We start from the raw sequence: 13,886 nt of genomic DNA on the forward strand, positions 1-13,886 counted from the left end.
TGTGGTAAAATTATCTTAATACCGATAACCTATTTTTTCTTTCTGTTGCTAAAAGGATCGTATGAAAAACCAAGACTAAAATAGCCCGTGCCATCCTGTTTGGTTGAGAGTAAATAATCATTGGTAGATTCTCCCCTAGAACTTACCCTTGATATAAAAACATTAGATAATCCGGTTTTAAACGTACCTACAAACCCGTTTCCTAACCAATGCTCATAGGTAACCCCAGAGCGAAGTTCAAGCTGTCGGTAATCGGACACATTGCCCGGATTGATTTGAGATGACTGAAAGTAAAACCCATCACTTACCAGCTCGGTCCCAAACGAAAGCCTTCCGTTTTTATAAATATCATGCTTTATAAATAAACGCTGTGGCAAAATTATATCCAGCATCCACCCGGAGTTAAATTTGTGATCTAATGTAAACACAGGCGCTACCGGCACCGGAGATGTCTTGTCTATTAATGCGATCATACCTAAGGTCATTTTTGTTTTTCGGTTTGCCTTAATTACAAAACTTCCTCCAACAAAACCTTTAACACGCTGTGCATCGCGTTCAGTACCATCAACAATTAAACTCGCATTGTATATAAACGGTTTTTTGAATAACGTTGTAAAACCTGTAAAACTTACTACCCCCGACAGATAATGAAAATCGTATTTTTTATCATAAAAAGGAGCCACCATCCCTGCTCCGTCCTTTACCTGCTCCGTCTCCATAAATTCATACTTGTAATTTGCCGTTGCCGTAATATTCCACTTCTTTTTCATAACAACAGGAATATTAGCGAAAAAATTGAACTTCCCCCTGTTTTTTATCCTCCCGCTTATAAAGTCCTTATCCAGCAATTCGCTATCAAAATCCTGAGGGATATACTGAACATATTTTACATCGAAAACCCGGGCAAAAGGGAACTTATCGGCAATTACAGTCTGGGCTTTTTGCTTTAGGGAATCGGCCTCCTGAGCAGTTACATTAAGGCATAGCAATGCCGATGAAAATAAAAACAGCTTTTTTTTCATGATTGGGTTTGATTTGATTGATGATTGAACTCCCTAGAGTTTGCCTGAGAGGTCTTTACCTAAATACAGATCTAAAAATTCCTTGCGAAATACATCGCCAATGGGTATTTCAGTATTCTTTATAAAAATGGTATGATTGTCAAATGAATCGATGTGATTAATGTTTACCACATATGACTTGCTGACCCTGGAAAACATTCCTGCACTGAGGTGATTATGAATGGTTTTCAGGTTCATCGCAGTAATGATCTTATTATCCTCAATATAAATTACAACGTAATCCTTAAGCCCTTCTATATACAGTATATCTTTAAACATTATTTTGTGGTAACGCCTTTCCGATTTTATAAGCATAAATTCGGCATCCATGCTTTCCATCTGGGCATTTTGCCCGGTTAGCAACGCGTTATAACCTATAGCCTTTTGCACCGCTTTTAGCAGCCTTTCTTTTTTTACGGGCTTAACTATATAGTCTACCGCCTCTACCTCATAGCTTTGCAGGGCATACTGCGAGTAGGCCGTGGTAAAAATCACCAGCGTTTCACCCGAAATTGTAGCTGCAAAATCAAGTCCCGTTGTACCGGGCATCTGTATATCCAGAAAAATAAGATCTACCTTATTTTCTTCCATAAAAGCCCTTGCTTTCTTGGCACTGTTAAAGCTACCGATAACTGTCAGCCCGGCTATATCCTGTAGCTGAAGCAGCATTCCTTCACGCGCCAACGGCTCATCGTCTACTATAATACAATTCATACCGGTAGTATCAGGTTTACTTCATATTCTTCATTATGGTCGTTTATCACTAATGTATAATTCGTACCATACAATAATTCCAGTCGTCTCTTCACATTGGCAAGCCCCAGCCCTCCATTGGCCGACTGCTCCATTGGCTCTGCCGGTTTAGAGTTGACACATCTAAAATGAAGCTGATTGGCCATTATTGTAAAATCGGCTTTTACAAACGACGGATTATCTAAATCAACACTATGTTTTATAGCATTTTCTATAAACGTAATAAACATATTTGGCGGTAGTATAAGCCGCTGCATTATTTCAGCATCGGTAGTTGCATTTTTCACCTCCAGGCTGAAGGTAAACTCATCACGCCTTATTTTTTCGAGTTCCATAAAATCATTCAGGAACTGAATTTCGGATGAAAGCTGAACCGATGCCGCATTATTCTCATACAACTGATAGCGTAAAAAATCAGACAGCTTCATTACTATAAGCGATGCCTTAACCGGATCTTTGGTAACCAAAACATTTACATTATTCAGCATATTGAACAAAAAGTGCGGATTTATCTGGTTTTTCAGTTCTTTAAGTTCCATTTGCAATGAATTCTTTTCCAGCTCCGCCATACGGGTAGTATCGGCTTTCCATTGCTGAAACAGCTTTATTGCCGTTGAAGAAAAAACGGTAAGCGTAAGAATATTAGCCGCAGCCAGTATTTCCCGCCACACATTCATCTTTATAGGTTTAGGCAATATCCTGTGCGGATCAAAATAAGTAATATTAATTTGTCGCATTGCCGAAAACGTAAGCACTATAAGCCCCGTAAGTGTTATTATATAGGTAATGTATTTTCCTTTAAAAAGCTGGTAGGGCACCAATACATACATATTAAAATAAACCATAGTCAGGAAATAAGCCATCCACATTATACGAACGTACAGATAATAATTACCTTCAAATTCTCCGGCTTCTCCACTGTCAAGCAGTGTCAGCACCAGGTACAGCCATATCATCAAATGGCGGTATATCCTGTATTTGGGTTCTACCAGAAAGTTTACAAACCCGTTGTTATCGGTACAATATATATCCCTGAATTTCTGCATACTTTTTTAAATCCCTGCGAAATACGTTAAAAACAATGTCTTACAAAATCATTTTATACCAAACCCCACTTATTTTATACGAAAACGGTTTACTGATTTTTTAAAGTATCGGGCTAAAAATGTTTGGTATAACAAAAATGCCGTTTGGTATAAAAATACGCATCCCAATGTCATACAACGCTATTTTTGATAGAAACTTTTATACTATGGATGCCAAAATGATAGAAAAATGGATAAGTGCTCTTGAAAGCTGTTCAGCTTCAGACAACAATAAAGACATTGACAATATTATCAGTTTATGGAAGTTTGCGTCGTGCTATGGTCCCGAAACCACAATTAACGACAATGGCTCATTTAACAACGGTAAAGGAAGCGACATTAAAATTACTTTTACAGATGTTGCTCTAACCAATCCGGACACTCCCAATATACTTTCTACATTAGGCCTGAACATAGGCGCAGGACTTCATGAACTTAAAGACTCTTATTACGTTTTGCTTCATGACCAGAAAAAAAACTATACTCCTGCGCGTTTAATTGATTTAGAAGAAGAAATAATAAATGCCATACATGGAAAGATAATTCCTTACAGCTATGTAAGGAGGTTAACACGCGTTAATGGCAATGCCGGCATTTATACCAATACCTCCGTAAAAAAATGCGGCAGGCAGGACATACTATCAGCTATTAATGATTCCCCGGCTCCAAAAGATGACTCTGACTGGCTGGTACTTATACTCGATAACCTATCGTCGCAATGTGATAGTTTTTATTTTGACCTTAGTGTGCTATCACAGCCTTTTGCCAGCAGCTATAAAAAAGTAATGCTGTTCGACTTTTATAAAGGTGAGATTATCGACCTGGTAACCATCAAATAAGAAAAGCCCTTTAAGCGTAACACTTAAAGGGCTTTTATTTTCTTTTTATTCTCGCAAATTCTACCAGAAGAAGATGTACAGCGCAGCGATAAGTGCCGTAACAATAACAGATCCCGCAAGGAAACCGTTAGACACTTTAAACATTGAAGTATCTACCTCAAGACCATTAGGCGTAATGCCTTTACGGTATTCTTTAAGACTGATGTATACCATACCCGTTACACAGATAAGGAATACAAAGCCCATTCTGTCGATGAAAGGAATCTCGTAAATACCATCGGCATTTGCCACAGCAAAGCCCCAGTCGTACAACCATGAAAGATCTGTCATACCCGGAAGGAACTTAAAGATAACCGAGAAGATAAATCCGCCTATCATACCAAACAATGCTGCGTTAGAAGTAGTTTTTTTCCAGAAGAATCCAAGGATGAACATCGCAAAGATACCCGGGCTCAAAAAGCCTGTAAACTCCTGAATGAACTGGAAACCTCCTTTTTTATCAATTCCAAGGAATGGTGCAATGATAATCGCGATTATCATCGCTGCGACTACTGTAATCTTACCGATTTTAACCAGTTTCTCTTCGCTGGCACCGGTATTGATCCTTTCTTTATAGATATCAAGTGTAAAAATCGTCGAAATACTGTTTGCCTTACCTGCAAGCGATGCAACAATAGCCGCTGTAAGTGCTGCAAACGATAATCCTTTAAGCCCTGAAGGCAAAAGGTTAAGCAGTACCGGATAAGCACGGTCAGGATTAAGCTCTCCTCCCTGAAGCATTTCCGTCTGGAAACCACCCTGCTGGTGCAGTACATAGGCTGCAATACCCGGCAATACCACAATGATAGGCATTAGCAATTTAAGGAACGAAGCGAATAATATACCCCCACGGGCAGTCTTAAGGTCTGCACCAAGAGCACGCTGCGTGATGTACTGGTTACAACCCCAGTAGTTAAGGTTAATAATGATCATACCTCCTATCAGCACCGATAATCCCGGAAGGTCGGCATAGTTAGGATTGGTCTTATCAAATATCATGTGGAAATGGTCTCCCGCCTGAGTAGTCATGTGGTTAAAACCATCAATTACACCCGATCCGCCAAAGTGTTCGGCTACAAGATTAAGCGCAAGATAAGTTGTTGCAAGGCCTCCCAATATCAGAAAGAATACCTGTATAACATCGGTATACCCTATTACCTTCATACCACCAAGGGTAATAAATATGGCAAAAACAGCCAGGAACGCCATACACAGGTTAAGGTCAAAGCCCGATATACTGCTTATAGCCAATGCTCCCAAATACAATATTGAGGTAAGGTTTACCACCACATATAAAAGCAACCAAAATACAGCCATAATCATGGCTACACGTCCGTTGTAGCGCTGATTCAGGAACTGCGGCATGGTAAAAATCTTGTTTTTCAGGTATACCGGTATAAAAAATACGGCAACCACTATAAGTGATACGGCTGCCATCCATTCGTAGGTAGCAATGGCAAGTCCCATTTTAAAGCCGCTACCGCTCATACCAATAAATTGCTCGGCACTAATGTTACTGGCAATAAGCGATGCGCCAATAGCCCACCATGTTAGTGAGCCTTCGGCTAAAAAGTAGTCGTTACTACTGGTGCTTTCTTTCTTTTTTCGCCTGTATATCCATAATCCGTAACCTACAATGAGGACAAAGTAGAATAAGAAAACGATATAGTCGGCAGTAGATAATGCTTTCATAGTTTCTTGTGTGTTAGTGTTCGGTTATATAGTTTGTTTGTAGTGTTTTTCAGGAAGATTCCTAAGAATTTCGGCACTTTTCTCGGGTGAGATATCCCTTTGTGCCTCGGCCATCATCTCGTAACCCACCATAAATTTCTTTACGGTAGCCGAACGCAGCAATGGCGGATAAAAATGCATATGGAAATGCCATTCAGGGTGCGGATTTCCATCGGTTGGTCTTTGATGTATCCCCGATGAATATGGGAAAGACGTTTCAAACAAGTTGTCGTAACGCACGGTAATAGCTTTCAGAATTTCGGCAAATGCCAAAGATTCCTCAGCTGTCATTTCGGTAATGTTGCCAAAATGCCTTTTACTGATGATCATGGTTTCATATGGCCATGTAGCCCAAAACGGAACTACAACAGCAAAATGTTCGTTTTCTGTTACAATGCGTTCACGCATTACAAGCTCTTCGGTAAGGTAATCGGCAAGCAGGCTTTTTCCGTGCTTTTCATAGTAAGCAAGCAGATTGGCCTGTGTTTTTTCAACCAGAGTTGGTAACGACGACTGTGCCCATATCTGCCCGTGCGGGTGCGGATTGCTGCAGCCCATTACTGCACCTTTGTTCTCGAATATCTGTACGTGGTTAATAAAGTCTTTGCTGCCCAGTTCAGTATATTGCTGTTTCCAGGCATCAACTACTTTTACCAGTGCGCTTACCTCCATTTCAGGAATCGTCAGGTTATGTTTTGGCGAAAAGCATATCACTTTATTGATTCCTCTTTCCGGCTTCAGCTGAAACAGATCGCTGCACTGAGGTACAATTACTTCATCGGTAAGCAATGATGGAAAGTCGTTATCAAATACAAAAACATCAGTGTATTTATCATTCTGCACACCATTTGAGCGTACATTTCCGGCGCACAGGTAGCAATCCGGATCATATTCCGGCAACGATGCATTGGCAGCATTTTCCTTTTGTCCCTGCCACGGCCTTTTGTTGCGGTGTGGCGATACCAGCACCCATTCTCCCGTTAAAGGATTATAGCGCCTGTGCGGATGTTCGTTATTGTCAAATGCCTGCATGTTATTTTTTATAAAGGGTTGTACCTTTTGAAATCTTAATCTTATACGGTTTTAACGTAATGCCAAATTTGGCTTTGTACTCACCGCTTACACGCTCTATAAGCGCATCTTCGCTACCTTTTTTCACCAGGTTGATAGAGCATCCGCCAAAGCCTCCGCCCATCATTCGTGAGCCTAACACATTGTCATTATCCCTTACAGCATCTACAAGGAAATCAATCTCCTCGCAGCTTACTTCATAACCTTTAGAAAGTCCGTCGTGGGTAGCGAACATCAGTTGTCCCAATTTAGCAAAGTCTGATGCTTTAAGCGCATCAACAGCATCGAGAACGCGGTGAATTTCCTGTACTACGAACAGGCAACGCTTAAAATTGATCTCGCCCAGTTGTTCACGTTGTGCAATTACCTGCTGCTCGTTACAGTCGCGGAATGTTTTAATGCCGGGATATGCCTCTTTTAAAAGGGCAAGCCCTGCTTCAACCTCCTGCCTGCGGGTATTGTAACCCGAAGTAAGGTGTGTATGTTTAACATTACTGTCTAACAATAATAAGGAATAATCTTTAAAATCGGCTTTGTGGTATTCATATTCAAGCGAGTTGCAGTCCAGTTTTATCACGCTTTTCTTTTTACCGAACACTGAGGCAAACTGATCCATAATACCGCAATTTACACCCACAAAAGTATGCTCCGACTTCTGTCCGATCAGTGCTATTTCCTCTTTTGTAAGTCCAAGATCAAACATATGGCTAAACATATAGCCAATACCGCACTCCAGTGCCGCCGAAGATGAAAGCCCGGCTCCCATAGGGATAGTACTGCTAAAAACAATATTTACCCCCCGAAGTGCATTGCTTCTGCCTTTAAGCTGATGGATAACACCAAGAATGTAGTTAGCCCACATAATATCGGTAGGGTTTAGTTCGTCGTTGATATCGAAAGTATAGGTTTCTCCAAGGTCTTTGGCTATGATAGTACATTTTGAACTTCCCGATTCTGACACCGCAAAGCAAATGTATTTATTGATAGCTGCCGGAAGCACAAAACCATCATTGTAATCTACGTGTTCACCAATAACATTTATCCTGCCCGGAGACAGGAAAATATGTTGTGGTTCGGTTCCAAAAGCAGATTCAAAAGCCGCTGTAACCTGTTTAATTAACTTCTTTTTCATGTATCTTTTACCTTACCAGGTATTATATCGTTTCAAATTTCCAGATCGTTTTCTGTGTATAGGTATCGCCTTTTCGCAAAATGGCATTCGGGAAATTATCGTGGTTTGGTGCATCGGGAAAATTCTGGGTTTCAAAGCATATCCCACTCTGCGGATGATATGCCGCACCCTCTTTTCCTTCAATTGTACCAAAACAATTCCCCCCAACATAAATATGCACCGAAGACTGATCGGTATACACCGTCATTTTCAGTCCGGTCACATCACTGGATAATATTGCTGCCGGCTGATCATTGGCTGTAAGCACAAACGAATTATCAATTTTAGCCGGACAGCCCGACGGTATCTTAAAATCAAAACCTTTTTCGTCGGCTTCCGCATAACTGCCGGTAGGTATGCCATCGTCAGTAATATCTACTAAAACGGAGCTGTTTACCATCAATTGCTGACCCAACACATCATGATTATGACCATCAAGGTTAAAGTAGCTGTGCTGCGTAAGGTTTATCACTGTATCCTGACTGCTTTTGGCAGTATAATCAATCTTAATTTCATTTTCAGAGGTAAGCATATACGTTACTTCAGTAACCAGTTCACCCGGAAAACGCTCATCGCCATCTGGGCTTGTATATGAAAAAGTTATCGAGGCACTATCAGTTCCCTGTTTTACACCCTTCACCTCCCAATTCACACGGCAAAAGCCAAATTTCCCTCCGTGCAGGGTGTTTTCTCCAAGATTTTTGTCAAGATTATAGAGCTTGTCATCTATTTGAAAGCTTCCGTTTGCAATACGCCCCGCATAGCGACCAATAATCGCCCCAAAGTACGGCGGGCTTGGTAAATTATACGATCCTACATAACCCTCGATAGTATCAAATCCTAAAACCACATCTGTTTTTGTATCGTTCTTGCTATCAACCAATAACGACTGTATTGCTGCACCATAAGTGATAAATGCAACCTCAAGCCCCTTGTGGTTCGTAAGAGTATATTTATATACTTCAGTACCATCCCCAAGAGTGCCGAATAATTTCGTAACACTATTATCACTAAAATGTGAAATGTGATTTTTTTCCATTATTTTTTTATCGAATCGGCATCAAATGTAAAAGTTAATGCATAATAACCGTACCAGTACCTACCAGTTTTTGTATCTTTACTACCAGTTTACATTCTCATGAAAATAATAAACATAGACAACCGCAGCAGCCTCCCCAAGTACAAACAGATAATCCTGTCTGTGGAGACTGGCATTGCAGATAAGAGACTAAAACGTGGCGACAAGCTGCCGTCGGTAAACAAAGTAGCATTAGAATTTTCTCTTTCGAGAGATACTGTACTACTGGCTTACGACGAACTTAAAAAACGGGGCATTATCTATTCGCGCCTTGGAAAAGGGTATTATATAAAAAGTGAGGAATTCAGTTTTGAGCAGCGCATTTTTTTGCTGTTTGACGAATTCAACTCCTTCAAAGAAGACCTTTACAATTCGTTTCTGGAAACGATGGCTAACAATGCACAGATAGATATCTTTTTTCACTATTTCAACATTGAGGTTTTTAAAAAACTAATCAATGAGAATAACGGTGATTATTCCAAATACATCATTATGCCCACCACACTTAAGGGGGCGGCGATAGCTATAAAAACACTGCCTAAAAATGATGTTTATATACTGGACCAGACAAATGATGAGTTGCACGACTATCCATCGGTGCATCAAAATTTTGTAAAGGACATTTACAATGGCTTATTGCAGGGCAAGGAAAAACTGAGGAAATACAGAAAACTGATACTCATATTCCCTGACTTTAAACAACCGCCCGGTATGGCTGAGGGCTTTACAAACTTCTGTACTGAGAATAATTTTGATTTCGAAATCATTCCTGATTTTGAGAACAGGCAGCTAAAACACGGTGAAGTTTATATCATTCCTAACGATCGGCATTTAGTAAGTGTTATGGAACAGGCACGCGACCGGCATCTGAAAATAGGCACCGATGTGGGCGTAATATCATACAACGACACCCCGCTTAAAAAAGTGGTGGGTCACGGCATTACCACCATTTCTACTGACTTTACCGAAATGGGAAGACTATTAGCCGAAATGATATTGTCACAAAACAAAACTCAAATTGAAAATAAAAGCAGATTGATTGAAAGAGGGTCGTTGTAAGCTGGCTATTTAGACATTAGTAGGCTTCCCCTCCTCCGGAGGGGTGGCTGAAAGCCGGGGTGGTTTATTGATCATCTAACTACCCCGCCCTACGGGCACCCCTTCAAAGAAGGGGAAGCCTACTCACACCCTAAATTGGTTGAAATAAAAAAAGAGCCCCGAAGGACTCTCACGCATATATACAAACGATTTAAAACTCAAAGTTAAAGCCCTTTTTGGTAAGCTTTTCGTAAATTTTGGGATCGAACTCATAAAGCTCGGCGGCTCGGTGCGAAACCTCTTTTTGTTTTTCACCAAGAGCAACAAGCAATTTCATACGCAATATTTTTCTCCTGAAGTTAGATTTATCCATCTCTACACCAAGTATTTCTTCATACAATTGCATCAGCTCTAACAATGTAAACTTTTCAGGAAGAAGGTTAAACCCAATTGGCGCCTGCTTAACACGGGTTTGCAGATTGGTAAGACTGTAGTTCAGTATTTGGTTGTGGTCATAAATAAGATTGGGGACATCGGCAATTTTGTACCATTTAGCATCGGAAGCCGTAAAACCGGCACGGATATTATAATCTTCTCTTTTCACAAGCGCATAGTAGCCTATAGTTATTACACGCCCTAGCGGAAAGCGATCGGGCTCGCCAAACGCCTTTAACTGTTCCAGATAAATATTATCAAGACCGGTAAGGTCGGCAAGTAGTCGGTGTGCGGCATTATCAATACTCTCATTCTCGTGAATCCAACCACCCGGTAAACCCCATTCTCCTTTTCGGATACCTTCGGCGTGCTCAATAAGCAATACTTCTAGACTGCCTTTATCAAAACCGAAAATTACGCAGTCGATTGTGATGGCATTCATGACTGAACGCTCCGAAACTTTACCCGATTCTTTGTCTATAATTTTTTTTGCCATCATTCCCATTTAAATCCCAACGAATATAGGGATTTTTTCAAAATTACCAACAATAGGTATTTTTTTACACATCCGCTAATAAACTGCTTTTCAATTGGTAATAATAAATTTTTTTGCTTAATATTTTGTTGATATAAAAATAATGTTCTATACTTGTGGTCAAATTAACCATAAGAAAAAACGTTGTAGTATATTCGCAACTGAAATTTCATAATAGTTAATTTACAAATACCAAATAATCAGGTTATGCATTTTTTAGGAATAGACTTAGGAAGCTCATCTATAAAACTTTCGGTGCTTGATGCCGAGAGAGGCGACATTATAGCCACTGTGAGCGTACCTGATTCTGAGATGGATATTATAGCTCCAAAATTTGGTTGGGCAGAACAGGACCCTAACCTTTGGTGGAACTATGTTAAATCAGGAATAAGCCAGTTAGGGCAAAAACACAGTGTAGACCTGAAACGCATTGCAGCTATAGGGATTGCCTACCAAATGCACGGACTTGTAGTTACTGATGCGCAACTAAACCCTGTACGTCCTTCTATCATTTGGTGCGACAGCCGTGCTGCAGAAATAGGCGATAGCATTTATGACCTTATGGGGCATCAAAATGCGCAAAGCATTATTTTAGGAAGTCCGGGCAACTTTACCGCTTCAAAACTAAAATGGGTAAAGGATAACGAACCGGAAACTTTTGCCAAAGTAGCCTACTTTATGCTTCCGGGCGATTTTATAGCCGCAAAACTTTCAGGAAAAGCACAAACAAGCACTTCAGGATTATCGGAAGCTGCTTTATGGAACTTCTCCAAAGGTCGTCTGGCAACAGAAGTACTTGAAGCCATGGAGCTACCAACAAATCTTGTACCTGAAATAGTAGCCAACTTTGGCCAACAGGCTGATATCAATCCGGTGGTAGCTTCAGAACTTGGATTGAACCCAGCAGTAAAAATCACATACCGTGCCGGCGACCAACCCAACAATGCTCTTTCTCTAAACGTATTAAAACCAGGAGAAATAGCCACTACTGCAGGAACTTCGGCAGTAGTTTATGCCGTAAGTGACAACGACACTTATGATGCTAACAACCGCATCAATACTTTCCTTCATGTAAACAATACCGAAAGCGAAAAACGCAATGGCGTAATGCTATGCATAAACGGATCGGGAATATTATACCAATGGCTACGTAGAATAATGTCTGCCGGAAGCAATGAGCTTATTTCATACGAAAAGCTTAATGCAGAAGCCGCAAAAGCACCTGTAGGCAGTGAAGGTCTTCGCTTTTATCCGTTTGGAAATGGGGTAGAGCGCATCTTTAATAACAAACCTGCAACATCGGGCATTCAAAACCTAAACTTCAACATTCATCAGTCACCACACCTTGTGCGCTCCGCCTGCGAGGGTATCGTATTTGCCATGAACTATGGCTTTGATGTGATGAAATCGGTTGGGGCATCGGGTACTGTAGTTCGCGCCGGAAAAGCAAACCTGTTCCTGAGTCCTGTATTCAGGGAGATTTTTGCCAACACCACCCAAACTACCGTAGAGCTTTACAACACTGCCGGTGCCGATGGTGCCGCGCGTGGTGCAGCCTATGGTTATGGCTATTACAAGTCGCTTGACGAAGCCTTTGACAGCCTTAAATGCCTGGAACGCATTGAACCAACAACGGCATTAAGCCAGCAATATGCTGAAATTTATCAAAACTGGAAAAACACTATTTAATATAATTCAATACAATGAGTACAACAACAAACCAGTCGTTTTTTAGTACTGTAGATAAGATACAATATGAAGGCAGAAACAGCACTAATCCGCTGGCCTTTAAATGGTATGACGAGAACCGCATAGTTGCGGGAAAAACACTGAAAGACCACTTTAAATTTGCTATGGCTTACTGGCATACGCTAAACAATAAAGGTGGTGACCCGTTTGGAAGCCCTACCGAAACTTTTGCGTGGGACAAACACGAGAATGTTATTGCAAGAGCGAAAGAAAAAATGGATGCAGGATTTGAATTCATGGCAAAACTTGGCATTCCTTATTACTGTTTTCACGATGTGGATATGGTAGACGAAGCTTCTACCCTTGCTGAGTTTGAAAAACGCATTCAGGAAATGGTAGAATATGCTAAAATCAAACAACAGGAAACAGGTATAAAACTACTTTGGGGGACTTCTAACCTTTTTAGCAACCCGCGTTACATGAATGGTGCCGCTACCAACCCTAACTTTGACGTTTTGGCTCATGCCGGAGCTCAGGTTAAGATCGCAATGGATGCTACTATTGCTTTAGGCGGTGAAAATTATGTGTTTTGGGGTGGTCGCGAAGGTTATATGAGCCTTTTGAACACTAACATGAAACGCGAAATAGACCATATGGGTCAGTTCCTTGCAACAGCTCGCGACTATGCCAGAAAACAGGGCTTTACCGGAAACTTCCTTTTAGAGCCTAAACCTATGGAGCCTATGAAACACCAGTATGATTTTGATTCGGCAACATGTATCAATTTCATTAACACTTATGGTCTTCAGAAAGATTTTAAACTTAACATCGAAGTTAACCATGCTACACTGGCAGGCCACACGTTTGAACACGAACTGCTTGTTGCCGCTAATGCCGGAATGTTAGGAAGCATTGACGCTAACCGCGGTGATTATCAAAACGGATGGGATACCGACCAGTTCCCTATCGATATTTATGAAACTACTCAGGCGATGCTTGTGTTCCTTGAACATGGCGGAATGCAGGGCGGTGGTGTAAACTTTGATGCTAAAGTGCGCCGTAACTCAATAGACCTTGACGATAAATTTATTGCTCACATTTCGGGAATGGACACTTTTGCACGCGGTCTTATATGTGCTGACAACATCCTTCAAAATAGTGAGTACTCGGTATTACGCCAAAAAAGATATGCATCATTTGACAGTGGCGAAGGTGCAAGGTTTGAAAAAGGAGAACTTACTCTGGAAAACCTTAGCGACATCGCGCGTAGAAATGGAGAACCTCAGCCGATGAGCGGAAAACAGGAACTGTTTGAGCAAATCGTAGCGAATTCTTACTAAGAGAACCTGATTAAAAACAAC

At 40.9% G+C, this 13,886-nt stretch carries 12 protein-coding genes; 4 read left to right on the forward strand and 8 right to left on the reverse strand.

Features of this window, described 5'->3' with window-relative positions; genetic code table 11:
- Positions 1–29: 29 nt before the first annotated feature.
- Genes DEU42_RS09745 through DEU42_RS09755 form a run of 3 tightly spaced genes read right to left on the reverse strand, consistent with a single transcriptional unit; the run spans position 30 to position 2,860 of the window.
- Positions 30–1,022, reverse strand: a complete 993-nt coding sequence (locus tag DEU42_RS09745; protein WP_114758109.1) for a hypothetical protein — start codon at positions 1,020–1,022, stop codon at positions 30–32.
- Between the two features lie 33 nt (positions 1,023–1,055).
- Positions 1,056–1,775: a LytR/AlgR family response regulator transcription factor gene (locus DEU42_RS09750; protein ID WP_114758110.1), complete on the reverse strand. Its 720-nt coding sequence runs from the start codon at positions 1,773–1,775 to the stop codon at positions 1,056–1,058.
- On the reverse strand, positions 1,772–2,860 hold the full coding sequence (locus DEU42_RS09755; RefSeq protein ID WP_114758111.1) for a sensor histidine kinase: 1,089 nt from the start codon (positions 2,858–2,860) through the stop codon (positions 1,772–1,774). The genes DEU42_RS09750 and DEU42_RS09755 overlap by 4 nt, the downstream gene beginning before the upstream one ends.
- Positions 2,861–3,027: 167 nt before the next feature.
- On the opposite strand from DEU42_RS09755, the gene DEU42_RS09760 reads away from it, so the two are divergent.
- On the forward strand, positions 3,028–3,738 hold the full coding sequence (locus tag DEU42_RS09760) for a hypothetical protein (protein ID WP_147278098.1): 711 nt from the start codon (positions 3,028–3,030) through the stop codon (positions 3,736–3,738).
- 60 nt (positions 3,739–3,798) lie between these two features.
- Here the strand turns inward: DEU42_RS09760 and DEU42_RS09765 are convergent, their stop codons facing one another.
- Genes DEU42_RS09765 through DEU42_RS09780 form a run of 4 tightly spaced genes read right to left on the reverse strand, consistent with a single transcriptional unit; the run spans position 3,799 to position 8,789 of the window.
- Positions 3,799–5,469 carry a sodium/sugar symporter gene (locus tag DEU42_RS09765; protein WP_114758113.1) on the reverse strand — a complete coding sequence of 557 codons (1,671 nt, stop codon included), beginning with the start codon at positions 5,467–5,469 and terminating at the stop codon, positions 3,799–3,801.
- A gap of 24 nt (positions 5,470–5,493) precedes the next feature.
- Positions 5,494–6,540 (reverse strand): UDP-glucose--hexose-1-phosphate uridylyltransferase, encoded by a 1,047-nt coding sequence (locus tag DEU42_RS09770; protein ID WP_114758114.1) that lies wholly within the window; start codon positions 6,538–6,540, stop codon positions 5,494–5,496.
- 1 nt (position 6,541) lies between these two features.
- The gene (gene galK, locus DEU42_RS09775; protein WP_114758115.1) at positions 6,542–7,711 is read right to left on the reverse strand and encodes a galactokinase; all 1,170 of its coding nucleotides are present in this window, start codon (positions 7,709–7,711) and stop codon (positions 6,542–6,544) included.
- Between the two features lie 22 nt (positions 7,712–7,733).
- Complete coding sequence (locus tag DEU42_RS09780) at positions 7,734–8,789, reverse strand: aldose epimerase family protein (RefSeq protein ID WP_114758116.1); 1,056 nt, start codon at positions 8,787–8,789, stop codon at positions 7,734–7,736.
- 99 nt (positions 8,790–8,888) lie between these two features.
- Between DEU42_RS09780 and DEU42_RS09785 the strand changes: the two genes are divergently transcribed.
- Positions 8,889–9,887 (forward strand): substrate-binding domain-containing protein, encoded by a 999-nt coding sequence (locus DEU42_RS09785; protein ID WP_114758117.1) that lies wholly within the window; start codon positions 8,889–8,891, stop codon positions 9,885–9,887.
- A 190-nt stretch (positions 9,888–10,077) separates the two neighbouring features.
- Here DEU42_RS09785 and DEU42_RS09790 read toward each other — a convergent pair whose 3' ends face one another.
- Positions 10,078–10,797: an NUDIX hydrolase gene (locus tag DEU42_RS09790; RefSeq protein ID WP_114758234.1), complete on the reverse strand. Its 720-nt coding sequence runs from the start codon at positions 10,795–10,797 to the stop codon at positions 10,078–10,080.
- 246 nt (positions 10,798–11,043) lie between these two features.
- Between DEU42_RS09790 and DEU42_RS09795 the strand changes: the two genes are divergently transcribed.
- Together DEU42_RS09795 and xylA are read left to right on the forward strand one after the other, a co-directional pair.
- Positions 11,044–12,525, forward strand: a complete 1,482-nt coding sequence (locus DEU42_RS09795; RefSeq protein WP_114758118.1) for a xylulokinase — start codon at positions 11,044–11,046, stop codon at positions 12,523–12,525.
- A 14-nt stretch (positions 12,526–12,539) separates the two neighbouring features.
- On the forward strand, positions 12,540–13,865 hold the full coding sequence (gene xylA, locus DEU42_RS09800) for a xylose isomerase (RefSeq protein WP_114758119.1): 1,326 nt from the start codon (positions 12,540–12,542) through the stop codon (positions 13,863–13,865).
- Positions 13,866–13,886: the final 21 nt, after the last annotated feature.

Origin of the sequence: Flavobacterium sp. AG291 (assembly GCF_003350375.1) — a bacterium.
Taxonomy (GTDB): domain Bacteria; phylum Bacteroidota; class Bacteroidia; order Flavobacteriales; family Flavobacteriaceae; genus Flavobacterium; species Flavobacterium suzhouense.

Coding starts and splice junctions, on each gene's coding strand:
- DEU42_RS09745 (WP_114758109.1), bottom strand. CDS start 1,022: ATGAAAAAAAAGCTGTTTTTATTTTCATCGGCATTGCTATGCCTTAAT.
- DEU42_RS09750 (WP_114758110.1), bottom strand. CDS start 1,775: ATGAATTGTATTATAGTAGACGATGAGCCGTTGGCGCGTGAAGGAATG.
- DEU42_RS09755 (WP_114758111.1), bottom strand. CDS start 2,860: ATGCAGAAATTCAGGGATATATATTGTACCGATAACAACGGGTTTGTA.
- DEU42_RS09760 (WP_147278098.1), top strand. CDS start 3,028: ATGTCATACAACGCTATTTTTGATAGAAACTTTTATACTATGGATGCC.
- DEU42_RS09765 (WP_114758113.1), bottom strand. CDS start 5,469: ATGAAAGCATTATCTACTGCCGACTATATCGTTTTCTTATTCTACTTT.
- DEU42_RS09770 (WP_114758114.1), bottom strand. CDS start 6,540: ATGCAGGCATTTGACAATAACGAACATCCGCACAGGCGCTATAATCCT.
- galK (WP_114758115.1), bottom strand. CDS start 7,711: ATGAAAAAGAAGTTAATTAAACAGGTTACAGCGGCTTTTGAATCTGCT.
- DEU42_RS09780 (WP_114758116.1), bottom strand. CDS start 8,789: ATGGAAAAAAATCACATTTCACATTTTAGTGATAATAGTGTTACGAAA.
- DEU42_RS09785 (WP_114758117.1), top strand. CDS start 8,889: ATGAAAATAATAAACATAGACAACCGCAGCAGCCTCCCCAAGTACAAA.
- DEU42_RS09790 (WP_114758234.1), bottom strand. CDS start 10,797: ATGGCAAAAAAAATTATAGACAAAGAATCGGGTAAAGTTTCGGAGCGT.
- DEU42_RS09795 (WP_114758118.1), top strand. CDS start 11,044: ATGCATTTTTTAGGAATAGACTTAGGAAGCTCATCTATAAAACTTTCG.
- xylA (WP_114758119.1), top strand. CDS start 12,540: ATGAGTACAACAACAAACCAGTCGTTTTTTAGTACTGTAGATAAGATA.